The sequence below is a fragment of the Rhodococcus tukisamuensis NBRC 100609 genome (assembly GCF_001894985.1).
Taxonomy (GTDB): Bacteria; Actinomycetota; Actinomycetes; order Mycobacteriales; family Mycobacteriaceae; genus Rhodococcus_G; species Rhodococcus_G tukisamuensis.
Genome location: NZ_BCXG01000029.1, coordinates 31,098 through 53,846, shown reverse-complemented (window position 1 = coordinate 53,846; position 22,749 = coordinate 31,098). Strand labels below are relative to the sequence as shown.

The 22,749-nt window shown below is 67.7% G+C and carries 20 protein-coding genes and 4 pseudogenes; 11 read left to right on the top strand and 13 right to left on the bottom strand.

The features are described from left to right. Positions 1-122: 122 nt before the first annotated feature. From RT2_RS21880 to RT2_RS21855, 6 genes are read left to right on the top strand one after another with little or no spacing between them, the layout of a single operon-like run. Entirely contained in the window at positions 123-1,631 is a 1,509-nt protein-coding gene (locus RT2_RS21880) for a class I adenylate-forming enzyme family protein (RefSeq protein ID WP_072846914.1), read from the top strand. A gap of 4 nt (positions 1,632-1,635) precedes the next feature. Next, entirely contained in the window at positions 1,636-3,426 is a 1,791-nt protein-coding gene (locus RT2_RS21875; RefSeq protein WP_072846913.1) for a DUF3556 domain-containing protein, read from the top strand. 5 nt (positions 3,427-3,431) lie between these two features. Then, positions 3,432-4,871 (top strand): phytoene desaturase family protein, encoded by a 1,440-nt coding sequence (locus RT2_RS21870; RefSeq protein WP_072846928.1) that lies wholly within the window; start codon positions 3,432-3,434, stop codon positions 4,869-4,871. Beyond that, on the top strand, positions 4,868-6,583 hold the full coding sequence (locus tag RT2_RS21865; protein ID WP_072846912.1) for a PHA/PHB synthase family protein: 1,716 nt from the start codon (positions 4,868-4,870) through the stop codon (positions 6,581-6,583). The genes RT2_RS21870 and RT2_RS21865 overlap by 4 nt, the downstream gene beginning before the upstream one ends. Before the next feature lie 34 nt (positions 6,584-6,617). Beyond that, complete coding sequence (locus RT2_RS21860; RefSeq protein ID WP_072846911.1) at positions 6,618-7,070, top strand: MaoC family dehydratase; 453 nt, start codon at positions 6,618-6,620, stop codon at positions 7,068-7,070. Further along, positions 7,067-7,912, top strand: a complete 846-nt coding sequence (locus RT2_RS21855) for an alpha/beta fold hydrolase (protein ID WP_072846910.1) — start codon at positions 7,067-7,069, stop codon at positions 7,910-7,912. The genes RT2_RS21860 and RT2_RS21855 overlap by 4 nt, the downstream gene beginning before the upstream one ends. Here the strand turns inward: RT2_RS21855 and RT2_RS21850 are convergent. Next, entirely contained in the window at positions 7,899-8,309 is a 411-nt protein-coding gene (locus RT2_RS21850; protein WP_245709182.1) for an SDR family oxidoreductase, read from the bottom strand. The genes RT2_RS21855 and RT2_RS21850 overlap by 14 nt on opposite strands. A 138-nt stretch (positions 8,310-8,447) precedes the next feature. On the opposite strand from RT2_RS21850, the gene RT2_RS26045 reads away from it, so the two are divergent. Continuing rightward, a complete protein-coding gene (locus RT2_RS26045) occupies positions 8,448-8,750 on the top strand; it encodes a hypothetical protein (protein ID WP_169888488.1) in 303 nt (100 codons plus the stop codon). 30 nt (positions 8,751-8,780) lie between these two features. Here the strand turns inward: RT2_RS26045 and RT2_RS26890 are convergent. The 10 genes and pseudogenes from RT2_RS26890 to RT2_RS21800 all read right to left on the bottom strand — a co-directional run. Then, a pseudogene (locus tag RT2_RS26890) lies at positions 8,781-8,903 on the bottom strand (three-helix bundle dimerization domain-containing protein); the annotation flags it as partial. 165 nt (positions 8,904-9,068) lie between these two features. Then, positions 9,069-9,485 carry a PaaI family thioesterase gene (locus tag RT2_RS21835; RefSeq protein WP_072846906.1) on the bottom strand — a complete coding sequence of 139 codons (417 nt, stop codon included), beginning with the start codon at positions 9,483-9,485 and terminating at the stop codon, positions 9,069-9,071. A gap of 82 nt (positions 9,486-9,567) precedes the next feature. Continuing rightward, positions 9,568-10,257 carry an alpha/beta hydrolase gene (locus RT2_RS21830; protein ID WP_072846927.1) on the bottom strand — a complete coding sequence of 230 codons (690 nt, stop codon included), beginning with the start codon at positions 10,255-10,257 and terminating at the stop codon, positions 9,568-9,570. A gap of 392 nt (positions 10,258-10,649) precedes the next feature. After that, complete coding sequence (locus tag RT2_RS21825; RefSeq protein WP_072846905.1) at positions 10,650-11,456, bottom strand: alpha/beta fold hydrolase; 807 nt, start codon at positions 11,454-11,456, stop codon at positions 10,650-10,652. A gap of 744 nt (positions 11,457-12,200) precedes the next feature. Next, positions 12,201-12,500 (bottom strand): annotated as a pseudogene (locus tag RT2_RS26635) (UBP-type zinc finger domain-containing protein); the annotation flags it as partial. Continuing rightward, positions 12,493-13,344 carry a sensor histidine kinase gene (locus RT2_RS21815; RefSeq protein WP_503826519.1) on the bottom strand — a complete coding sequence of 284 codons (852 nt, stop codon included), beginning with the start codon at positions 13,342-13,344 and terminating at the stop codon, positions 12,493-12,495. The pseudogene RT2_RS26635 and the gene RT2_RS21815, both read right to left, overlap by 8 nt. Before the next feature lie 270 nt (positions 13,345-13,614). After that, positions 13,615-13,743 (bottom strand): annotated as a pseudogene (locus RT2_RS26925) (hypothetical protein); the annotation flags it as partial. 179 nt (positions 13,744-13,922) lie between these two features. After that, positions 13,923-15,581: an NAD(P)/FAD-dependent oxidoreductase gene (locus RT2_RS21810; protein WP_072846903.1), complete on the bottom strand. Its 1,659-nt coding sequence runs from the start codon at positions 15,579-15,581 to the stop codon at positions 13,923-13,925. 296 nt (positions 15,582-15,877) lie between these two features. Next, the gene (locus RT2_RS21805) at positions 15,878-16,627 is read right to left on the bottom strand and encodes an SDR family oxidoreductase (protein ID WP_072846902.1); all 750 of its coding nucleotides are present in this window, start codon (positions 16,625-16,627) and stop codon (positions 15,878-15,880) included. 153 nt (positions 16,628-16,780) lie between these two features. Then, entirely contained in the window at positions 16,781-17,686 is a 906-nt protein-coding gene (locus RT2_RS21800) for an AraC family transcriptional regulator (RefSeq protein WP_072846901.1), read from the bottom strand. 105 nt (positions 17,687-17,791) lie between these two features. Here RT2_RS21800 and RT2_RS21795 point away from each other — a divergent pair, with 105 nt between their 5' ends. From RT2_RS21795 to RT2_RS21775, 4 genes and pseudogenes are all read left to right on the top strand, one after another. Next, positions 17,792-18,148 carry a putative quinol monooxygenase gene (locus tag RT2_RS21795; protein ID WP_217635579.1) on the top strand — a complete coding sequence of 119 codons (357 nt, stop codon included), beginning with the start codon at positions 17,792-17,794 and terminating at the stop codon, positions 18,146-18,148. Positions 18,149-18,192: 44 nt separating this feature from the next. Further along, on the top strand, positions 18,193-19,161 hold the full coding sequence (locus RT2_RS21790; RefSeq protein ID WP_072846900.1) for an alpha/beta hydrolase: 969 nt from the start codon (positions 18,193-18,195) through the stop codon (positions 19,159-19,161). 323 nt (positions 19,162-19,484) lie between these two features. Continuing rightward, positions 19,485-19,925 (top strand): hypothetical protein, encoded by a 441-nt coding sequence (locus RT2_RS21785; protein WP_072846899.1) that lies wholly within the window; start codon positions 19,485-19,487, stop codon positions 19,923-19,925. Positions 19,926-20,348: 423 nt separating this feature from the next. Next, positions 20,349-21,334 (top strand): annotated as a pseudogene (locus RT2_RS21775) (NAD(P)H-quinone oxidoreductase). Positions 21,335-21,392: 58 nt separating this feature from the next. Here the strand turns inward: RT2_RS21775 and RT2_RS21770 are convergent. Further along, positions 21,393-21,809, bottom strand: coding sequence for a DoxX family protein (locus RT2_RS21770; RefSeq protein ID WP_072846897.1), 417 nt, complete (start codon positions 21,807-21,809; stop codon positions 21,393-21,395). Positions 21,810-21,987: 178 nt separating this feature from the next. After that, positions 21,988-22,746, bottom strand: a complete 759-nt coding sequence (locus tag RT2_RS21765) for an SDR family NAD(P)-dependent oxidoreductase (RefSeq protein WP_072846896.1) — start codon at positions 22,744-22,746, stop codon at positions 21,988-21,990. Positions 22,747-22,749 lie beyond the last annotated feature (3 nt).

The following is a 22,749-nucleotide window of genomic DNA, read 5'->3' as shown; positions in this document are numbered from 1 at the left end:
CCCCGAACTTGGTGCTTCGGGCACAGGAATCCGGAGGCCTCCCGCTCCTAGCGTGAATTCATCGCCGCTCCACCATCCGCCCGAAACCCGGTGGAGACCCACCAGTCCGAGGAGCCCTCGTCGTGACGACACTCGCCTACCTGCCCTGGCTGCGGCCACCGACCTTCGACGAACTGCCGTCCGTGCGCGACCGGCGCTGCGAACTGACCTACGCCGAATTTGCCGTCTGGGTCGACGCCGTCGCCGAGCAACTCGCCGAGTACGGGGTGGTCCCCGGCTCGACAGTCGCGATCATGCTGCCGAACCGGGTCGAACTGCTCGTGGCGATGGTCGCGGCATGGCGTCTCGGCGCGGCGGCCACCCCGATCAACCCGATGTTCACCGCCACCGAGGCCGACTACCAGATCGCTGACGCGCACGCCGTAATCGTCGTCAACGCCGGGCCGGACGCCCCGCACGGCGGACGCCCGAGCATCTCGGTGCAGGACCTGCGGTGGGCTCCCCTCACGAACCGGACGCTCCCGGAACCCGACACCTCGGCCAACGACATCGCGTTGCTGATCTACACCAGCGGATCGACCGGCCGGCCCAAGGGCGTGGTGCTCAGCCACGGGAACATCGGCGCGATGGCGTCGATGATGTCGACGCATCTCGAGATCACCCGGGACGACCACTGCCTGCTGGTCCTGCCGCTGTTCCACGTCAACGCCATCTGCGTCGGCTTCCTCACCCCGGTGGCCGTCGGCGGCCAGCTCACCGTGATGGAGCGGTTCCGCGCCGGGGAGTTTCTCGATGCGGTGGAATCGCTTCGCCCCACGTACTTCTCGGCGGTACCGACGATCTACGCGCACCTCGTCTCTCAACCTGCGGACGTCGTCGCCGACACCTCGTCGATCCGGTTCGCGATCTGCGGCGCGGCACCCGCGTCGAAGGAACTGCTGGCGGCGACCGAACGGCGCTTCGGTTTCGGTCTCGTCGAGGGGTACGGGCTGACGGAAGCGACGTGCGCCTGCACCTGCAACCCGGTCGACGGGCCCCGCAAGCTCGGCACCGTCGGTGTTCCGCTGCCCCGGCAACGCGTCGCGGTCATGAACGAGGACGGCACCCTCCTGCCGCCCGGCGAGCGCGGCGAGGTCGTCGTCCAGGGCCCCAACGTGATGCAGGGCTACCTGAACCGTGCGGAGGCCACCGCGGACGCGCTCGGCGACGGCTGGCTGCACACCGGCGACGTCGGCGTTCTCAACGAGGACGGCTACCTCACCCTGGTGGACCGCATCAAGGACATGATCATCCGCGGCGGAGAGAACATCTACCCCAAGGAGATCGAAACCGTCCTGCACAGCCACCCGCACGTGCGCGAGGCCGCCGTCGTCGGCGCCGCCGACGCCGTGTTAGGCGAGGTCCCCGTCGCCTACGTCTCGACCTATCCCGACTCGGCGCTCGACGCCGACGACCTACGCGCGCTGTGCCGCACCCACCTCACCAAAATCAAGGTCCCCGTCGCCATCGAAATCCTCGATGCGCTGCCCAAGAACCCGATCGGGAAGGTGGACAAGCGTGCCTTGCGCACGCTGACGCCCGCCGGCCGCTCGATCCCCGCCCCCACCTCCACCACACGCCAAGGAGCGTGACGTCATGGGATTCCTCACCCCGACAACCCCTCAGGTCGACCCCGCGACCTTCCTTCGACAACCGTTCTTCGATCGCATGCGAACGTTGGCGACCCACTGGGTCGACAACGGGTTCGGCACACCCCGGATTGTGCACGTCATCTACCTGGCCAAGCTCGCGCTGCTGTACATCGTCGGCGGCGTGCTCGTCGCGACGCTCACCTCGGACGTCGGTTCGCCGTTCGACATCGCCTCCTGGTGGAACGAACCGGTCGTCTATCAGAAGCTGGTGGTGTGGACCGTGTTGCTCGAGTCCTGCGGCGTGGCAGGGAGTTGGGGTCCGCTCGCCGGGCACTTCAAGCCGATGACCGGCGGCATCACCTACTGGGTGCGGCCCGGCACCATCCGCCTCGCACCGTGGCCGACGAAGGTTCCCTTCACCGGCGGCGACCGCCGCACGGTCGGCGACGTCCTGCTCTACCTGGCGTTGCTGGTCAGCCTCGTGGTCGCGCTCGCCCTGCCGGGAGTGCCGAGCGAGGGCCTGATCGCGGCCGTGCCGGACAGCACCGGCGGCCTGCTGCGGGTCGGATCGCTGGTGCCCGTCATGGTGTTGCTCGTGATCATCGGGCTGCGCGACAAGGTCGTCTTCCTCGCCGCCCGCGCCGAGCAGTACCTCCCGATCCTGCTGTTCTCGGCCACGCTCGGCTTCGTCGACATGATCATCGCCTTCAAACTGACGATCCTCGTCTCCTGGGTCGGCGCGGGCGTCTCGAAGATCGGCGAGCACTTCATCAACGTGATCCCCCCGATGGTCTCCAATGCGCCGTTCAACCCGTTCCAGCGGCTCAAGCGCGCGCACTACCGCCGGTACCCGGAGGACCTTCGGCCCTCGAAGCTCGCCTGGTTCATGGCCCATGTGGCCGGCACTACCGTCGAGGTCGCCATCCCGCTGGTCCTGTTGCTGTCCACCAACCTCACGATCACCGTGATCGCAGCGCTGGCAATGGTGGCGTTCCACCTGTTCATCGTCTCCACCTTCCCGCTCGCGGTGCCGCTGGAATGGAACATCCTGTTCGCCTTCGCCGCGGTGTTCCTCTTCGTCGGATTCCCCGCGGGCGACGGGTACGGCGTCCTCGACTTCTCCGAGCCCTGGATGCTCCCGGTGATCGCGGCGGGTCTCCTGTTCTTCCCCGTGCTGGGCAACTTCCGCCCGGACCTGGTCTCCTTCCTGCCCTCGATGCGGCAGTACGCCGGCAACTGGGCGTCCGCGACGTGGGTGTTCGCCCCCGGGGCCGAAGCACGGCTCAACGAACTCGACAAACCGGCCCGAAACCAGGTCGACCAGTTGCAGTCCATGGGCTACGAGCCCGACGACGCCGAGATCACCATGCAGATGACGCTGGCCTGGCGGTCGATGCACAGCCAGGGTCGCGGCCTGAACTCGCTGCTGATCCGGCACGTCGACGACCTCGACGCCCGCACCGTGCGGGAAGCAGAGTTCGTGTGCAACACGCTGGTCGGCTGGAACTTCGGTGACGGGCACCTGCACGACGAGGGGCTGATCGACGCGGTCCAGAGCCGCCTGCACTTCGCCCCCGGCGAGCTGTTGGTGATGTACGTCGAGTCGCAGCCGATCCACCGCAGGACGCAGGCCTACCGCGTCGTCGACGCCGCGCTCGGGGTGGTCGAACGCGGCAACTGGCGGGTGTCGGACACCGTCGGCCCGCAGCCCTGGCTGCCGGACGGCCCCATCCCGATGACGGTCGAGTGGACCCGGCCGGGCTACGTCCCGGCGACCCTGAACGCGAAGGGCTGAAGACGATGACAAACGCAATCGTCGTCGGCAGCGGGCCGAATGGTCTGGCCGCCGCCGTCACCCTGGCCCAGGCCGGCGTCGAGGTCACCGTCGTCGAGGCGGCGGACGCCATCGGCGGTGGCACCCGCACCAGCGAACTGACCGTGCCGGGTGTGCTGCACGACCACTGCTCGGCGGTGCACCCGATGGGCATCGCGTCCCCGTACTTCCGGTCCCTCGACCTCGAATCGCACGGGCTCGAGTGGCTCCATCCCGAGGTCGACGTCGCGCACCCGCTGGAGTCCGGGACGGCGGGTGTCCTGCACCGGTCGATCGAGGACACCGCAGCCGGACTGGGACGCGACGGCACGGCCTGGGCGCGCTTCTTCGGTCCTCGCTCGGAGAACTTCGACGTCCTCGCCGGCGAGCTGTTCCGGCCGATACTGCACGCACCGCGGCACCCGCTGGCGCTCGCCCGGTTCGGACTCGACGCCGCGGCCCCCGCGACGTGGACCGCGCGGCGCTGGCACACTCCTGAGGCCCGGGCCCTGTTCGGTGGGATCGCCGCGCATGCCTTGCAACCGTTGTCGCGGCCGACCACCACCGCGGTCGCACTGATGATGATCGCAGCCGGGCACCGCTACGGGTGGCCCGTCGCCAAGGGCGGGTCGCGCGCCGTCACCGACGCGCTCGCATCGCTACTCCTCGCGTACGGCGGCAGCATCGAGACGGGCAGGTTCGTCCGGTCCCTCTCGGAGCTGCCCGCCGCCGACATCGTGATGCTCGACCTCTCCCCCACCGCGGTGGCCGAGATCGCCGGGGATCGGTTGCCGCCCAGGGTCGCCCGCGCCTACCGGCGCTGGCGCTACGGCCCGTCCGCGTTCAAGGTCGACCTGGCGGTCGACGGCGGTGTCCCGTGGATCAACGAGCACTGCCGACGGGCCGGCACCGTGCACGTCGGCGGCGCGTTCGAGGAGGTCGCCGCAGCCGAGCGGGCGGTCGCAGCCGGCGTGATGCCCGAGCGGCCGTTCGTCCTCGTCGGCCAGCAATACCTGGCCGACCCGTCCCGCTCTGCCGGCGACGTGCACCCGGTGTGGGCGTATGCCCATGTCCCGCAGGGCTACCCGGGCGAAGCGACCGACACCGTGATCGACCGGATCGAACAGTTTGCCCCCGGCCTCCGGGAGCGGATCGTCGGCCGGCACGTGCGCACCGCCGGCGCGATGGCCGCCTACAACCCGAACTACGTGGGTGGCGACATCCTCACCGGCTCCAACGACCCGCTACAGGTCGCGCTGCGGCCGCGTATCGCACTCGACCCATACAAGATCGGCATCCCCGGCGTCTACATCTGCTCGGCCGCCACCCCGCCCGGGGCCGGCGTGCACGGCATGGGTGGACACAACGCCGCCACCTCCGCGCTGAACGCGCTCACCCGGAACAACTCGAAGGACTACATCTCATGACCACCACCAAGGCTCCGTCCACCACCAAGAGCGGCGACGCCGCCGCCGACGAATTCGCCGCGCCGCTCGACCTCCTGCTGGCCGAGTCTGCGCTGGGGCTGACCCGGCGGATGCTGCCCAACCGCTCGTGGCTGCGCCTGGCCACCAGCCTGGCGTCCTCACCCCATTTCCTGGCCGGTCGCGGACGCGGGCTCACCGTCGAACTGGCCAAGATCGCGCGCGGCAGCTCGGCTCGGCATCCCGCCAAGTCCGACAAGCGGTTCGCCGACCCGGCCTGGTCCGGCAACCCAGTGCTGCGACGGATCATGCAGTCCTACCTGGCGACTTCCGACACCGCGAACCAGTTGCTCGCTGACGCGGACCTGAACTGGCGCGACCGCGAACGCATGCAGTTCGTCATCGACAACCTCGTCGAGGCGGCGGCACCGACCAACAACCCGCTGCTCAACCCGCTCGGCTACAAGGCGCTCATCGACACCGGCGGTGCAAGCGCGGTGCGCGGCGCCGGCCACCTGCTCCGCGACCTCGCCAGCATGCCGCGGGTGCCGGCGATGGTGGAACCGGACGCCTTCACCGTCGGTGGGACCGTCGCTGCGACACCGGGGGCGGTCGTCTTCCAGTCCCGAGTACTCGAGCTGATTCAGTACACCCCGCGCACCGAGAAGGTCGACACGACACCGGTCCTGGTGGTGCCACCGGTGATCAACAAGTTCTACGCGGTGGACATGTCCCCCGGACGCAGCCTGGTCGAGTATTTCCTCGACCAGGGGAAACAGGTGTTCACCATCTCCTGGCGAAACCCGAAGACCCGACACCGCACATGGGGTTTCGACACCTATGGTCAGGCCATCGTCGACGCCATGGCCGCGGTCGAGAAGATCACCGGCAGTGACGGGACCCACCTGTTCGCCACCTGCTCAGGCGGGATGCTGGCCGCGATGGTGGCGGCGCATCTGGCGGACATCGGGGAGGGCGACCGGGTGGCGAGCCTGGCGCTCGCGGTGACCGTGCTCGACCAGAGCCGAGCCGGGTTCGCCTCGGCAGCCCTGGACGAGTACACCGCAAAGGAGGCGGTCCGCGTCTCCGCGGCCCGGGGGTACCTGGACGGCAGGTCGCTGGCAGAGGTCTTCGCTTGGCTGCGCCCGACTGATCTGGTCTGGCGGTACGTGGTGAACAACTACATCCAGGGAAATACGCCGCCCCCGTTCGACGTGCTGTTCTGGAACGCGGATACCACCCGGATGACCGCCGCTCTGCACCGAGACATGGTGGAGACGGGCCTGACCAATGCCCTCGCCGAGCCAGGCGCCGCGACCATGCTCGGCACCTCGGTCGACCTGTCGAAGGTGACGGCGGACTCCTACGTGGTGGCGGGTGTGGCCGACCACATCAGTCCATGGCAGGCCTGCTACCGCAGTGCCCGACTGCTGGGTGGCGACGTCGACTTCGTGCTGTCCACCAGCGGCCACATTGCCTCGCTGGTGAACCCGCCCGGCAACCCTCGTGCGTCGTTCCGCGTCGGCGCGCCGGACTCCGAGAGCCCGGACGAGTGGGCCGCGGCGGCCGGGAAGCACCCCGACTCCTGGTGGCCGCATTACACCTCCTGGCTCACCGACCGGAGCGGCCCACAGAAGGCCGCACCGTCGGTGCTCGGCGGCGACAACCTTCCGCCGCTGATGCCCGCACCCGGCTCGTATGTCCGTGAACGCTGAACCGCCACAAGTACTCTCGAAAGGAAGCACCGTCATGACCACCACCGTCGGATACCCCACACACCTGATCGATCTCGCCGGAATGGACCTCGGCACCACCGACTGGTACACGATCACGCAGGAACAGGTAAACGGGTTCGCGGATGCCACCGGTGATCACCAGTGGATCCACACGGACCCGGCCCGCGCCGCCGCCGGACCGTTCCGGGGCACCATCGCGCACGGGTACCTCACACTCGCACTCGCCTCCAGGGCGATCGCCGAACTGCTGGCGATCGAGAACCTCCAGGCCGCCGTGAACTACGGCCTGAACAAGGTCCGCTTCCCCGCCCCGGTACCGGTTGGGTCGAAGGTCCGCGCGAGCGCGCGCGTCGTGTCAGCGTGGCAGCGCGACGCCGGAGTCGAGGCCGTCCTCGACGTGACGTTCGAGGTCGAGGGCTCGCCCAGGCCCGCCTGCGTCGCCGAGTGCGTCGTGATCTACCGATGACCGCCGGCACTGGCGGCTACCCCCGGACCGTGTCGGTATGCGGGCAGCCGCTGCGGGTCGACGTGCGGGCGGGATCGGGGATTCCCCTGGTGATGTGCAACGGGATCGGCGCGTCACTCGAGGCGCTCGATCCGCTGGTCGAGCACCTGCGCCCCGGCCGCACGGTGATCCGGTTCGACTCCCCCGGGACGGGCGGTTCACCGACCGGCACACTGCCCCAGGGGTTTCCCCGCCTAGCCTGCCTTCTCGGGCGCCTGCTCGACATGCTCGGCCACAACCACGTCGACGTCATGGGCTACTCGTGGGGCGGGGGGTTGGCCCAGCAGTTTGCCCTTCAGAACCCGCGCCGGTGCCGGCGCGTGGTGCTGGTCGCGACGGGAACGGGCGTGCTGATGGTGCCGGCACGGCCCGACGTGTTGGCGATGATGATGACCCCACGCCGGTTCACCGACCCCGACCATCTGGCCGCAATCGCCGGCACGATCTACGGAGGCACCGCGAGGGACGGCGGCACGGATCTGGTGGAGGTGCTGCGCCACCAGCGTGCGGGAGGGTCGATGCGCGGGTACCTGCACCAGCTCGCGGCCGGTGCCGTCTGGACGAGCCTGTTCTCGCTGCCGCTGATCCGGCAGCCCACACTCGTCATCGGCGGGACCGACGACCCGATCATTCCGGTCATCAACGCCCGCATCATGCATCGACTGCTGCCGAACTCCACCCTCGAGCTGCACGCGGGTGGACACGTCGACCTGCTCACCCGTGCCGAGGTGTTCGGCCCTCTGATCGAGCGATTTCTCGATTCCGAGCGGCCCGGCAGGAAACGCCCGCCTACACGGTCGTGATGAATCCGCCATCGATCGTCATATCGGCGCCGGCGATGTTCGCCGCCCGGTCGGAGGCCAAGAACAGGGTCAGGTCGGCGACCTCGTCCGGTGTGGTGAACCGCCCGGTCGGCGTGCCGAACACGGCGCCGTCCGCGACCTCCTGCGGGCTGGCGCCACTGGCCTTGCCGATCACCTCGGCGACGCCACCCTCGCCCAGCCACAGATCCGTCAGCACCGGGCCCGGGCTGATCGAGTTTCGCGCGAATACCCTTGGCGCCGAGCTCCTTCGACAGGGCCTTGGTAGGGTTGGTGACCGCGGCCTTGACGGCGCTGTAGTCGACAGAACGCCGGGGTCCGGGTAGAACGCATCAACCGAGCCGATCGTGACGATCGCCCCGCCACCGCGCCGGATCATCTCCGGGATCGCCGCCCGGGTCGTGCGCACCGCCGCCATCACCCCCCCCCGAGCGACCACGAGGCATTCCAGTCGTCGTCGGTGACCGTGACGAACCCTCCAGGCCGCGGGGTGACCGCACCTGCATTGTTGACGAGAATGTCGACCTTCCCGCCGAAATCCTCACCCCACCCGCACACGCAGTCGTTCGACCATGCCGTGCACCTCGAACATGCGCCGATCCAGATCATCGACCTTTTAGAGCAACTCCGCCTCACGGTCGACGTCCCCGGCGGCCCGCAGGTGCGTGGCCTGCGCCTCAGTCGATTCGATGGCGACCGCCAGCTCCTCGATCTCGCGTCGGAGCAGTGCCAGAAACATCCGCGCCTGCGCGTGCTGCATCGGCACGGATCGGTACCTCCCGGCGTGACCGAGCTCGGCCTCCGCATTGCGTTCGACTAGCAGTGGAACGAAGTCCCTCACCCGGCGACCGTCGAAATGCGTATGGGCCCGGGTCACCGATTCACGCACGGTCGTTGCTGGTAGATCGGGGTGCTTCTTGGTCAGCCGCTCGATGACGAACTCGATGTGACGCTGCTCTTCGCCGGAAGGCATAGGGCAGTCTCACCTCTCCCGACCTCATGGTCCAACTGACCGTCCAGTCCCTTCGGTTTTCGAGCGAGGGCCCTCGTTGGGGCGAATCACCCCACTTTTGCGGCGGTCACAGCCCACCCGGCCGACGGGCTGAGAGCGTTGACCCCCATTGCCGTGTCGGGTCGGCTACCCGGCCGGCAGCGGGACGTTCTGGAGCCGCAACTGCCCTCTGGCGAGATCTTTGCCGCTGGCTTCGTCCGTGATCGTGACCAGCCACAGCTGTTGGGTCCTGCCCTGCTGGATGGGTTCGGCGACGACGCGCGCCCGGCCGCCGCTACTGGATCGGAGGAAGTCGGTGCTGTTGTGCAGGCCGACGGCGAACTGTCCGCGGTCGAGGACCGCGGCGCTCGCGCCGATGCTGGCGGCCGATTCGACGATCGTGGCGTACACCCCTCCGTGGACCACTCCCCACGGGGTGTGGTGGCCGGGACCGAGAGTCACAAACCCGGACACCCTGGTCCCGGACTGTTCTTCGACGACGAACCCGGTGGCCTGCAAGAAGGCGCTCAGGTCGGGCAGATCAGTGCTGGGTGATTCGTCCATGGTGAACTCCGTTTCTGTGGACTCGCCTCAATGGCAGCTACCACGAACTTGGTCACCCCTGGACAGTGGCGTTGGGACCTGGTCAGGCCTCGTTGGCGGCGCGCTTGATGACGTCTGCCACTTCCTGGGGGCGGGACACGTACACGGCGTGACTCCCCGGCGTCTCGATGATGGTCGCACCCATGCGTGTTGCCATCGTCCGTTGCGCCGGCGCGGGGATCATTCGGTCGTCGGTGGCGACGAGGTACCAGCTCGGCTTGCTGCGCCATGCCGGCTGCGATACGACGCCGCCGAGCGCTTCGAGCCCCCAGGGAACCTGGGAGTCGGCCATGAACGCCGCCTCGCCCGCGGGTAGGTCCCCGGCGAAGGATTCGTGGAACTTCTCACGGTCCAGAGCCAGGAACCCGCCCTCCGGGGGCAGGATGGGTGGCTGGGGTCCGTCCGTCGGGAAGGTGCCGATGAGGGTGTTGACCGACTCGCCGTCATCCGGGGCGAAGGCCGTGACGTAGACGAGCGCCGAGACGTTGTCGTGGTTTCCTGCCTGACTGATCACCGCGCCGCCGTACGAGTGGCCCACCAGCACGGCCGGCTCGGACTGGCGGTCCAGGATCTGGCGGGTCGCGTTGTCATCTCCACTCAACGAAAGCGTGGGGTTCTGCACGACGCTGACGGAGAAGCCGTCGGCGGTCAGGATGTCGTAGACGCCCTTCCACCCGGATCCGTCGACGAATCCGCCGTGAACGAGCACGACCGATTTGGTGGGGTTGCTCATGGTCATCTCTCCTTCTCGCCCCCGAGAACGGGAACGCCCGGAGGCTGGGTTCGGACGTCAAGTTCCTGCGTCGATCGATGACATAGATGCGTGACGATGGCCCCTCACGATGGCCGAAATCCTCGGCCGCGCTGCGAGAGCAGCTGGGCGATGACACCGCGCCGATTCTAAGCCGGTCACCCACGGCCCGCAGGGTTTGCGAGAGCGCGCCTCTCGATCAGACCCCGGAACTCACACGGCTGCAGTACCTTTTAGCCCGGTTTCTGATGTGCATCCGAGGAGCTCGCCCTTTACGGTGAGCTCGCGTCGCTCCTACCCCCCGTGCACTGCTCGCGTCGCTGTCGACGGCAGCCGTGCCGCTCGTGCAGGTCCATGGGTTGGACATGCCCGGGTCAGCTGCCCGCCGCGGTGGCGATGACGTCGGCGACGGCGACGGGCTGGGATACGAGCACGGCGTGTGAGGCGGCGATCTCGGTGGTGTGCGCGCCGATGCGGCTCGACATGAAGCGCTGCGAGGCGGGTGGGATGATGTTGTCGCCGGTGGGGATCAGGGCCCAGCTCGGGGTGTTCGACCAGGAGGTCGGCCCGGACGGCTCGAGGTTGGCCCACAACGCGATCGAGCGTTGGTGGGCCAGCATGGTGGCGGCCGTCGCATCGCTGACATCCGGCGCGAACACCCGGTGGAACGCGTCGTCGGCAATGTAGCCGTCGAGGTTCTTGCCGCCGATTGCGTGAGCGTCGTCGACGACCTTGACCTGCAAGACGGGCGGGAGTAGCTGGCTGCCTGGGAATCGGACCGGATCCAGAGCCAGCTGGACCGGCTCGCCCTGCGCCGGCGCGAAGGCGGCGACATAGACGAGGGCCTTCACGTTCGGGTTGTGGGTATTGGTGATGACCGCGCCGCCGTACGAGTGGCCGACGAGCACCACGGGCCCGGAGATCCCGGCGAGGGTCTTCTCGACGGCGGCAGCGTCGTAGCCGGGTCCGCGCAGCGGGTTGTCTGGGACGACGACGGTGTAGCCGCGGCCGCGCAGCTCGGCGGCGACCGGGTCCCAACTGGTGGTGTCGGCGAAGGCGCCGTGCACCAACACGACCGTCGGCAATGGTCTGGCGGTCGCCGGACTGACCAGCGCCGCGGCCAGGGCTGCGACGAGGGCGATCGTGGCAAGTGCTGCTCGGGCGAATCGAACAAAGCTCATGGCATGCTCCTTCGCTGTGTGCGCGGGACGCGGTCAGGCTGAATCTGGCCCGGCGGCGATCATCAGCAGCGGCCCGCGCTCGGTGCGGATATCCATCGCCGCATCGCTGCGTGGCGTGAAGTTCGCCAGGCCGTCCTGCAGCGGTCGCCACCGTTGGCTGACCGGGCATGGTAGCTGTCCGCGGTCCGTGCCGGAAGGTCCGCGATGACGTCCGCGTAGTGGTCGGCGATCTCCCCGATTCGACGATTGTTCAGAACCTCAGGGTTTGCGCCGAGGCCTCGCCGGTGTCCCCGACGCCGGGCAACTGACAGCTGGCATCGTTCAACAGCTCAGCCCAGCTACTGGCGCGCATCCTCAGTCCGTGATTGATCACGACCGCGATCAACGCTGTCACGGGCGCCTTCTCGGATGCCCTTCTCCCGCACTGATATTACCTCCATACTGGATGCACGCAGGGAGAACCCAAAGACCAACGAGACGGTCGTGGGGTTCAGATCGTCTCGCGACGGCGCAGCGGCGGGATTCGGTGGGCTACGCAACCATTTGGTTACCCTCGCCACCAATGGTCGTAATCCGGCAGGGACCCGCTCGCGAGCACGGCGGTTCGACTGCCTCACATCGAAAAGGACACGCTCCAGCCCTGCCGCACGCTTCCGGCGGGTACGTCAGCGGATCAGCAGCGCGGTGACCTGGCCGAGCAGGGCATCGATGATCGGGGTCAGGGTCAGGATCCACATGCGTCGGAGGGCGCCGTTGGTCGAGAGGGTGGTGCCGGGGTTGCGCCAGCTCGGGCCCGTCGTACATTTGCTCTGTCTGACAGCTCCAGAACCACTCCTCGCCAGGCTCGTAGCTCTGTACGAAGGGATGTCCGCTGGCGGCCACATGCGCCGACGCGTGCTGAGCGGGTGAGGTGTCGCAGCATCCGACGTGTCCGCACTCCGCGCAACGTCACAGATGCACCCACCACCCATCATTTGCTTCGCACTGCAGGCAGCCTGGGCCTGTCGGCGGTACCTCTGGGCGGATTCCCTCGATCTCAGTCATCGTGATCTCCCTCCGGACTGGCCAGCGGTATGCGGACCACAAATTCGGTGTGCCCTGGTTGCGATTCCACGCGGATATCGCCCCGATGTTTGTTGACGATCCGCCACGAGATGTCGAGCCCGAGCCCGGTGCCCTCACCGACCGGTTTCGTGGTGACGAACGGCTCGAAGATGCGGCCTCGGATCTCTTCGGGGATGCCTTGTCCGGTGTCTCCGATCGCTACGGCCAGGCAGTCACCGTCCCGGTAGGTGCGGACGGTGAGGGTGCCGCGGCCGTCCATGGCACCTACCGCGTTGTCGATGAGGTTGGTCCACACCTGGTTGAGTTCGGCAGCGTGCGCAGGAACGCGCGGCAGGTCGCGGTCGTAGTCCTTGACCACGTCGATGCCGCTGCCGATCTTTCGGCTGAGCATGACCAGTGTGCTGTCGAGCAGTTCGTGCACGTCCGAGACCTGGAAGGGGGCGCGGTCCATCTGGGAGTACTGCTTGGCGGCGCCGACGAGTGCGGTGATCCTGGTCGTGGAGTCCGCGATCTCATTCATCAGGAGTTCGGTCTCGACGGTGTAGTTCAGCCAGGCGACGGCGCCCGCGAGGATCGGCGGCGCGACCGTGGCCGCGACCCGCTCGAGCCAGGCCACGTCGAGCCCGGCCTGCACGAGGTTCGGCGCAATGTTCCAGCCGCCCGCAATGCCGTGATCCTCCAGCCACGTGCCGAGCGCGTCCTCCCGGTCAGACTCCTCCAGCGGGCTCAGTGACGGAGCCTTCGCGACCAGATCCACCGCCTCCTCCTGAATCCTGATCAGCGACTGGAGGGTTGCGGGTTCGTACGCGCCCGATGCGATCATCCCCAGCTTGTGCCGCATCCCGGCGACCCGGTCCCGCAGCGACGCCGTCGCCCGGACCGCGGCCGCAGCTGGGTTGTTCAGCTCGTGCGTCAGCCCGGCCGACAGGGAACCGAGGGCGAGCAGACGCTCCCGTTGGTCGAGGATCTCGCGGGCGTTCTGGTTACCGAAGAACAGCCCCTCGAGCAGGTGGATCGCCATCGGGAACCACTCCGCCACGAAGCGGGCGAAGTCAGCCGCGTCCAGGACGAAGAACGTGGACCGCTCGGGCACCGTCATCGAGCTGTTGTAGATCTGTGGCACACGGTCGCCCATGTAGGCGGTCCAGGCGCCCGCGTAGGCGCCGCGGTGCGAGGTACGCACCATCTCCACCTCATGGCCACCCGAGAGCTTAGTGAGCACCACCGATCCCTCGACGAGCACATAGAAGCATGTCGCTTGGGCGCCCTCACGGAACACCGGGCCCGGCTCGACAACCTCGATCCGTCCGGCGCGACACAGCTGCCGGAGCTGATCGTCGTCGAGTTTCTCGAAGAGGAACAACGTCCGTAGTTCCTCCGGCGTGCACATCGGCCCGGCGTTCACGGCTTGGCCAGGTATCGGTGCACGAGCATCACTGCCATCGCTCCCTCTCCCACGGCCGATGCCACCCGCTTCGCGGAGTCGGAGCGCACGTCCCCTGCCGCGAAGACCCCCGGCACGCTGGTCTCCAAGTGGTGCGGTACCCGTTCGAGTTCCCAGCCCCGCGGCCGTTTGCCGTCGACAACCAGGTCCGGGCCGGAGACTACGTACCCGTGGTCGTCGCGCACCACGACACCGTCGAGCCAGTCCGTGCGCGGCGCCGCCCCGATGAACAGGAAGAGCCACTGTGCTTCGACGGTCTCGGTACGACCTGTTGTGTTGTCGCGCAGGGTGATCCGCTCCAGGTGGTCGTCGCCCTCGACGCCGATCACCTCCGAACATGCCCGGACCGTGATCCTCGGGTTCTGCCGGATCTGCTGGATCAGGTAGTGCGACATGGAGTCGTCGAGTGACCGCGCCCGCACCACGATGGTCACCGAGCTGGCGCCCCTGGCCAGGTAGACCGCCGCCTGCCCGGCCGAGTTCGCACCGCCGACGATGTACACGTCCTGCCCACTGCATCGCGCGGCCTCCGTCACCGCCGACCCGTAATACACACCGCGGCCAGTGAACTCGTCCAGCCCCGGCGCCGACAGCTGCCGGTAGGAGACCCCGGTCGCCAGGATCACGGTGTGCGCGTCCAGCGACGCCCCGTCGGCGAACCGCACGGTCCGCGCGGATCCGTTGACCTCCAACGCGACGACCTCCCGGGTGGTGATCACCTCGGCGCCGAACTTGACCACCTGCCTGCGCGCCCGGTCCGCGAGCTGGGCGCCGGACAGGCCGTCTGGAAATCCTAGGTAGTTCTCGATCCGGGAACTCTGCCCGGCCTGCCCGCCGGTGGCGGTGCGTTCGACCAAGACGGTGCGTAGCCCCTCCGAAGCCCCGTACACGGCTGCGCCGAGCCCTGCCGGTCCACCGCCGATGACGACGAGGTCGTAGAAATCCGACGCCGGCGTGGTGGCCAGTCCGACGTGGTGTGCCAGTTCCGAATCGGTCGGCTCCACCAGAGCCTGCCCCCCACAAGTGATCACCACCGGCAGCCGCATGCCGTCAGCTCCCGCGGCCTCGAGCAGCCGCTGACCCTCCGGTTCATCGGACATGTACCACCGGTAGGGCAGTTGGTTGCGTGCCAAGAACTCCCGCACCTCCGAGGAGCGCGCCGACCACCGGTGCCCGACCACTTTGGTCTCGGTCACCGGCTTGCGGTCGGAAGTCACCCAGGCGTCAAGCAGGGCGTCGAGCACCGGGTACAGCTTTTCCTCGGGCGGATCCCACGGCTTGAGCAGGTAATGATCGAGATCGACAACGTTGATCGCGTCGATCGCGGCATCGGTGTCGGCGTAGGCGGTGAGCAGGACGCGTTTCGCAGCGGGATACAGGTCCATACCCTGTTCGAGGAATTCGATTCCGCTCATGCCCGGCATCCGGTAGTCGGCGAGCAGGACCGCGACCGGGTCGCCGCGCAGCTTCATCTCCTTGAGCGCGGCCAGGGCCTCGTCGCCGGACTGTGCCCGGACGATTCGATACCTCTCGCCGTAGTTGCGGCGTAGGTCCCTGACGATGGCGCGGGACACGCTCGGGTCGTCATCGACGCTGAGGATTGCAGGCTGTGCCATCGGTCTCCCATTCGCGGCTGCCCTTCGGCCACTGGTTTCGAGTATGCCGCCGATACCAGTTCGGTGTGCGGCCATCGGGTACAGCATCCAGAGCGCGCATACGTTCGGCGACGGTGTCACCAGCTTCGCGGGGCCAGCAGGCCTGCTCGCTCGCGACTACGTGCAGACGGTCGCTGAGCGGGTGCATCGGCGGAAACGTCAATCTGTCCAGCCGCGCCCCGACTCAGGCGCGATGAGGTGCTGTGCGGAGGGGCCAACTCGTGGCGCCGGCGCGGCGCTACCTTGCCGCTGCGCGCTCACTTCGCCTGGGCGAGCCGGACCGCGTCGGCGCCGGCCGGGAATCGCAGCTGGCCGGTCGTGTCGTGCACGGCTCGCCACACCGTCTCGGCGACGTCGCTCTCCTCGGTGTACAGCTCTTGGCCCGTCAAGTCGTCCATGACGCTCTTCGCCCACGGTGCGTAGGGCTCCGGGACCAGCTCGTCGACCGACCCGCCGTTCGTCGCCCTGGCCGCGAAGTTCGTCGTCAGGCAGGCGCCCGGCTCGACCGTCTTCACCAGAACACCGAAGGGCGCGAGCTCGAGCGCGAGGGATGCACTGAACCCCTCGATGGCCATCTTGCTCGCCTTGTAGACGGCCGAGAGCGGCATGTGTCCCAGCACCACGCTGGAGGTCACGTTCACTACCACGCCGGAGCCGCGCTCGCGGAACTGTCGCAGCACCGCCTGCGTCGTCGTCATCACGCCGAATGTGTTGGTCTCGAACACTTCCCGCACTCGGACCATGGGTGTTCCCTCGAACACGCCGATCGAGGGAACGCCGGCGTTGTTCACCAGGACGTCGATGGATCCCGCGGTCTCGAGCGCGGCGGTGACGGTCTCGGGCTCGGTCACGTCGAGCTCGACGACGCGGAGCCGGTCCGACTCGGGCAGGACACCGACTCGTTTGGTGCGCATCGTGGCGATGACGTTCCACCCCTGCGAGTGGAAGTGGCGGGCCGTCTCCCGCCCGTATCCGGATGAGGCACCGGTGATCAGAACTGTCTTCATGTTGCGGTCCTTGCGCTGTGGTGGGATCCGCGGATCGGGAAGACATCTTCCTGCTCCGGCGGAGTAACTGACACTCCCATTGAATCGCCTTGACCAGCATAAACAGTAGAACTATCGTCGCTTCTTCTTGCACGATCCTCCAGCAGCTCCCGGTCAGGTCGGGACGCCTGTGGGGGTGCGTGCGGTGTCGCGCAGGCGGGCCGCGTCCCGGCTCGGGGGTGCGCCGAACTGGCGGCGATACTCGCGGCTGAACTGCGATGGGTTGTCGTAGCCGACGCGCCGGCCGACTCCGGTGACGTCGCCCGGGCGGGTGGCGAGCAGCAGCCGGGCCTCCTGGAGCCGGATCTGCTTCTGGAACTGGATGGGGCTCATCGCGGTCACCGCCTGAAAGTTGCGGTAGAAGGCGGACACGCTCATGTCGGACAGACGGGCCACGTCCTCGACCCGGAAAGGCTGCGCGTAGTTGTCGCGAATCCAGCGAACGGCCCGGGAGACATGGGTGAGGCCGCTGTCGGCGAGGCCGAGCTGGCGCACGGTCGCGCCCTGCTCCCCGGTGATCAAGCGCCACAGGATCTCTCGTTTGATCAGCGGGGCGAGCGCGGCGCGGTCGCGGGGTTCGTCGAGCAGACGCAGCAGCCGGACGACAGCATCGAGCAGTGCGGGCGGGGCGTCGCTGACGGCGATCCCCGACGGCGCACCTCCACCGTCGCGGGGGATGTCACCGGGACCGGCCTGCAGCAGCAGTTCGGCGACCGCGGACGGTTCCAGCGTGAGACCGAACCCCAGCGCCGGCTGCTCCGGGTCGGCCCGGGTGAACTGCCCGGTGACGGGCAGGTCTACGGATGCGACCAGGTACTGCCCCGCCCCGTACTCGTAGACCCGGTCGCCCAGCGCGAGACGTTTAGCTCCCTGGGCGATGACTGCGAGCACCGTGCCGGACATCGAGGGTGCCGGCGGATCCGAACGATCGACCTTCGAGATCAAGACGCCGTCGATGGCCGTTGTCCAGTCGGGGCGGGCATGCCGAGCCAGCAAGGTGCGGAACTCCTCGAGGTACATGCCTCCATTGCAGCACCATTCGACACCTCCGGCTCCCGTGATCGCGAGGATTGTGCAAGCACCAGCGAGCATCGTTCTAACGTTTCCGCAGGTCAGGAGGGTTGAATGAAATCACCCCACTCCATCACCGGGAAGAAGACATCCATGATCGCCAACTACGGTTTCAACGCCACCCTGACCGCCAAGCCTGGCTCGGGTGACCGGCTGGTCGACCTGCTGTTGAACGGCCTGAACGAGGGCAGCCCCGGCGCGAGCGAACACTGTGTCGTCTACCTCGTCGCGCGTTCCGCGTCCGACCCCGACATCGTCCACGTCACCGAGGGCTGGACCAGCGAGGAGGACCACCACCGGATCTTCGCCGGGGAGGCCGCACAGGCCATCGTGGCGCAGATCGGCGCACTGCTCGCCAAGGAGTCGGAGTACACCGACTACGTCCCGGTCCGTGGCAAGGCCGCATTCTGAGTCCCCCGTCCGATCCGGCACCATTTCGAGAAAGGCCCGCGACCATGACCATGGCACGACCCGCCCTGGACCCCGAACTGCGTGAGCTCCTCGCCGACATGCCGCTGATGTCCCAGCTCAGCCGTGAAGTTCTTGCCGAGCTGCGCCAGCTCCCATCGACGCCCGTCGAGTCCCTGCTCGCCTGTCGTCAGGTCGACCGGCGCGAGATCGCGGTGCCCGCCCAGGACGGTGCCCGGATCCTCATGTCGGTCTACAGTCCTGGGAACACCGACCACACCACCCCGGCACCCTGCGTGTACTGGATGCACGGCGGAGGGATGGTCATGGGCGACCGCTTCTCACAGATCGACATCCCATTGGACTGGCTCGACGAGTTCGGCGCGGTCGTGGTCTCCGTGGAATACCGGCTCGCGCCCGAGGCCACCGGCTGCACCCTCGTCGACGACTGTTACCAGGGATTGCGCTGGGTCGCCGAACACTCGACCGAACTGGGCATCGACCCCGCCCGGATCGTCGTCGCCGGCGTCAGCGCAGGCGGCGGCCTCGCGGCCGGCGTCACACTGCTGGCCCGCGACCTCGGTGCCCCGGCCATCGCCGCGCAGATCTTGGTCTGCCCCATGCTGGACCACCGCAACACCAGCACCTCCAGCCACCAGTACTCCGGCATACCCGGTGTCTGGACCCGTGAGATGAACGAGTTCGGATGGCATGCCGTTCTGGGCGACCTCACCACCGACGAAGTGTCCCAGTACATCTCGCCGGCGCTTGCCGACGACCTTTCCGGCCTCCCGACCACCTATATCGACACCGGCTCCGCCGAAGTCTTCCGCGACGAGGACATCGACTACGCCACCCGCATCTGGGCGGCGGGCGGCCAGGCCGAACTCCAAGTCTGGGCAGGCGGCTTCCACGGCTTCGACACCATGTACCCGCAGGCACAGATCTCGGCCACAGCCCGCCGAACCCGCACCGACTGGTTCGCCCGACACCTTCCCGCGTACTCCGCAGCATGAGGACGTCGATGCCTCAGGCATCCCGGCCGTCGGCCAGATCGTCGGCCAGTGTCAATCGGAGAGGCATGCGCGGAACCCCGGGGTAGGCGCCGACGTCGAATGGTGGGGCCGGAACAGTAGTCCGGTGCCGCTCCCTCGTTTCCTGCGAACGGGGCCGACTTGCGCGGTTGCCCCGGTGCGTTGGAGCCAGATCCCCCGGTCTTGGCCGAATCGATTGATTGAGGCCCCGAATCGGACCAGTGTCAGGATTCGGGCTCGATCCCGCTGCGGATCGGGTGTCACGCTCGAAGTAACACACATCCCGCCGAAACCGACTCATCGGTATGAAGATCTTGCCGCCGGCTCACCTGTCCCTCATTGCTCTTGCGGCCTGTGCCGCTGCAGCGCTAGGGGCCGCGCCTACGGCCTCGGCCGAGGTCGTCGACCTGACCATTGCCCCCGGCCTCAGTGCGGGACCGACCACTCCGTTCGGTGTCGGATGCACATATCTGGTGGTGGCCCGCACCGAAAGACTGGTCGAGCCGCGCACCGACATTGTCGACTACACCAACGAGTCGACCATGTTTCCCCAGGACCTCGCCTGGAACATCGACCCGTACTACAGCACGCCGGTGATCCTCGGGCACAAGGTCACATTGTGGACCCCGACGGCGCCAGGTGAGCACTCGCTGATGGCATATCAGACCTCCGCCGGCGGACCCATTCAGACGGTCACCGTCAACCCCGCCACTCCCCTCGGCCCGGGCTGCATCGTCGCACCGTGACCGAAGGGACGGACACCGCGCCGGATCGCGCCAACCCAAACCCCGGTGCGTGAGGACATGCCTGCAGACCGGTCACCCCTTCGAAATTGCCGAGACAATTCGTGAGGATGCCGACGTCGACCTCACACCGATTCTCGAGCATCTGGAATCTGTCGTCGGGCCCGCCCGGGCGCCGACTGCAGGTCGGGGACCGACGATCGTGGCGTCCAGCGTGGAGCTCGACGACGTGACCGTCACGGGTGGCGCCTTCGGTTTGTGATCGTGGCCAGAAACAAGACATAGCACCCCTGCCCGACCATGCTGTAGGGCAGGGGCGCGACCTTCGTCTTCTCACCAGCTGTGTTGCGACGACCCTAGAATCCCCCCACAGGACCAGATGCGTAGGTGCTCGACCTCCTGGTCGGGCTGGTCGACAGTAGATACATGCAAGGAATCGACTTCGACGAACCGGGGCCGCCCGGTGTGCTGACGTGGAGGGAGACAACACTCGCCGACCCGTCGCCGTCCGACGTCGTGGTCGACGTCCGCGCCGCCGGGATCAACAACGCCGACCTCCTCCAACGCGAAGGCAGGTACCCGGTCCCGGCCGGGGCACCCCGCGTTCTCGGCCTCGAGTGCGCTGGCACGATCAGCTGGGTCGGTGACCGGGTGACCGGGTGATCGGCTGGTCGAAGGGCGACCGAGTCTGCGCACTGCTCAACGGCGGAGGGTACGCGGAACAGGCCGTGGTGCCGGCACGCCAGCTGCTACCCGTCCCCGGCGGCCTGGACTTTCCGCAAGCGGCGGCCCTGCCCGAGGCGTCGTGCACGGTGTACGCCAACCTGACGCTCAAGGCCCACCTGCGCGCCGGGCAATGGGTTCTCGTGCACGGCGGCGGCAGCGGTATCGGGACGATGGCCGTCCAATGGGCCAAGGCATCCGGCGCCCGCGTGATCACCACCGTCGGAACCCACGCCAAGATCGGCCGAGTCATGCGTCTCGGCGCCGACGTCGCCGTCAACTACCGATCCGACGATTTCGTGACGCGGGCCCTCGACGCCACCGGCGGCCGCGGTGTCGATGCGATCCTCGACATCGCCGGCGCGCCGTATCTGCGCGAAAACATCGAATGTCTCGGACCTGACGGACATCTCGTCATCATCGGCGGCACCCTCGCACCCACCGAACTCGACCTCGGACTGCTGTTCAGCAAGCGTGCCAGCGTCGCGACAACCTCATTGCGGTCCCGTCCGCCCGATCAAAAGGCCGCCATCGTCGCCCGTGTCCACAAATACATGTGGCCGCTGATCGAGCAGGGGGTGATCGCCCCAGTGATCGACACCGTCCTACCCATGCCACTGGCCGCCGAGGCGCACGAATTCCTTCACAGCGGACGAGCCTTCGGCAAGGTCGTCCTCGTCACGCCGTGAACCATTCGGTCGATCGGCCGGAAGGGACGGGACCCGCTGCTGGGTCAATCGCACCAGGTCAGGAGATCGTGAACAGCGGCCCCGTGATGGTCAGTCCGAGATCACTGGTGTGGGCGAAGAAGGCGAACAGCATCAGTGCCGCACCGGCCAACGCGATGTCCTTGTTGAACTGGACCACCTCCATCTGTCGGGTCTGGGGGTCGGATTCGGTCCAGAAGTTATGCATGAGCGCCGCGGTCGGGACGAGGAAGGCCACGAGCAGGAGGGAGCCTAGATCGGCCCAGATACCTAGGAGCACGCTCAGCGCGCCCACGACCAGGAGCACACCTGAAAGCAGGACGGAGAGTTGCGGTATGGGCACGCCCTTGCTCGCGGCGTATTGCGCCATGGCCTTGGACTGGGTCAGGTGGCCAACAGCGGATGAGAGGAACAAGACGGAGAAGAGGACTCGGCCGATGAGAACGACGATGTCCATTACTACCTCCAAGTGGAGAATGTCGCGGCATCACCTTGGTGCCATAGAACTCGATGGTGTCCAGTATCTCGCCTTGGGACAGCGGGCCCGTGCCGAATGCGAGGTCAAACCTGACGCAGCGACCGCGCGCAGGTCGGCGGCGATCTTACGGGCAACGGTGTCCGACGACCCGACGCAGTCAGGGCACGGTGTATCCACCGTCGACTGGCAGCACGACTCCCGTGACGAAACTCGCCTTGTCCGAGCTGAGCCAGACCACGGCCTCGGCGATCTCGGCTGCCCTGGCGATCCGTCCGAAGGGGTGGGCGGCGATGATCGACTTGAACGGTTCCTCGTTCGGGTCCTGCGTCGCGATCATCGGGGTTTCCACCAGGCCGGGCGCCACGGCGTTGATGCGGATGCCGTGCGGCGCGGCCTCGACTGCCGAACTCTTGGTCATGGCGACCTCGGCCGCCTTGGTGGCTGCGTAGCCGGAGAAGCCGGCCACACCCACCAGACCCGCGCCGGAGGACATGTTCACGATGGCGCCGGAGCGCTGCGGCACCATGTACTTCAGCTCGTGCTTCATCGACAGGAACGCGCCGCGGACGTTCAGGGCGATCATCCGGTCGAGCATCTCGGTCGAGTAGTCCTGGGTCAGCTGGAACTCGCCGTCGTAACCTGCGTTGTTCAGCGCGATGTCCAGGCGCCCGATGCCGGCGACTGCGGCCTCGAGGGCCATCTCGATCTGAGCCTCGTCGGTCACGTCCGCGACCACGAAGCGTGCCTCGCCGCCGGCCTCCTCGACCAGGCGAGCGGTCTCATCGAGGGTCGCCTCGGTGCGACCGGCGACGGTCACCAGCGCGCCTTGCGCGGCCAGAGCCAGCGCGCTCGCGCGCCCGATACCGCTGCCGCCGCCGGTGACGAAGGCGGACTTTCCTGCGAACTGCTTTGCCATTTC

Coding starts and splice junctions, on each gene's coding strand:
- RT2_RS21875 (WP_072846913.1), top strand. CDS start 1,636: ATGGGATTCCTCACCCCGACAACCCCTCAGGTCGACCCCGCGACCTTC.
- RT2_RS21835 (WP_072846906.1), bottom strand. CDS start 9,485: ATGGACGAATCACCCAGCACTGATCTGCCCGACCTGAGCGCCTTCTTG.
- RT2_RS21815 (WP_503826519.1), bottom strand. CDS start 13,344: ATGATCGCATCGGGCGCGTACGAACCCGCAACCCTCCAGTCGCTGATC.
- RT2_RS21765 (WP_072846896.1), bottom strand. CDS start 22,746: ATGGCAAAGCAGTTCGCAGGAAAGTCCGCCTTCGTCACCGGCGGCGGC.
- RT2_RS21870 (WP_072846928.1), top strand. CDS start 3,432: ATGACAAACGCAATCGTCGTCGGCAGCGGGCCGAATGGTCTGGCCGCC.
- RT2_RS21790 (WP_072846900.1), top strand. CDS start 18,193: ATGACCATGGCACGACCCGCCCTGGACCCCGAACTGCGTGAGCTCCTC.
- RT2_RS21795 (WP_217635579.1), top strand. CDS start 17,792: ATGAAATCACCCCACTCCATCACCGGGAAGAAGACATCCATGATCGCC.
- RT2_RS26045 (WP_169888488.1), top strand. CDS start 8,448: ATGTCGACCTTCCCGCCGAAATCCTCACCCCACCCGCACACGCAGTCG.
- RT2_RS21810 (WP_072846903.1), bottom strand. CDS start 15,581: ATGGCACAGCCTGCAATCCTCAGCGTCGATGACGACCCGAGCGTGTCC.
- RT2_RS21785 (WP_072846899.1), top strand. CDS start 19,485: ATGAAGATCTTGCCGCCGGCTCACCTGTCCCTCATTGCTCTTGCGGCC.
- RT2_RS21825 (WP_072846905.1), bottom strand. CDS start 11,456: ATGAGCTTTGTTCGATTCGCCCGAGCAGCACTTGCCACGATCGCCCTC.
- RT2_RS21830 (WP_072846927.1), bottom strand. CDS start 10,257: ATGAGCAACCCCACCAAATCGGTCGTGCTCGTTCACGGCGGATTCGTC.
- RT2_RS21860 (WP_072846911.1), top strand. CDS start 6,618: ATGACCACCACCGTCGGATACCCCACACACCTGATCGATCTCGCCGGA.
- RT2_RS21770 (WP_072846897.1), bottom strand. CDS start 21,809: ATGGACATCGTCGTTCTCATCGGCCGAGTCCTCTTCTCCGTCTTGTTC.
- RT2_RS21800 (WP_072846901.1), bottom strand. CDS start 17,686: ATGTACCTCGAGGAGTTCCGCACCTTGCTGGCTCGGCATGCCCGCCCC.
- RT2_RS21805 (WP_072846902.1), bottom strand. CDS start 16,627: ATGAAGACAGTTCTGATCACCGGTGCCTCATCCGGATACGGGCGGGAG.
- RT2_RS21865 (WP_072846912.1), top strand. CDS start 4,868: ATGACCACCACCAAGGCTCCGTCCACCACCAAGAGCGGCGACGCCGCC.
- RT2_RS21855 (WP_072846910.1), top strand. CDS start 7,067: ATGACCGCCGGCACTGGCGGCTACCCCCGGACCGTGTCGGTATGCGGG.
- RT2_RS21850 (WP_245709182.1), bottom strand. CDS start 8,309: ATGATCCGGCGCGGTGGCGGGGCGATCGTCACGATCGGCTCGGTTGAT.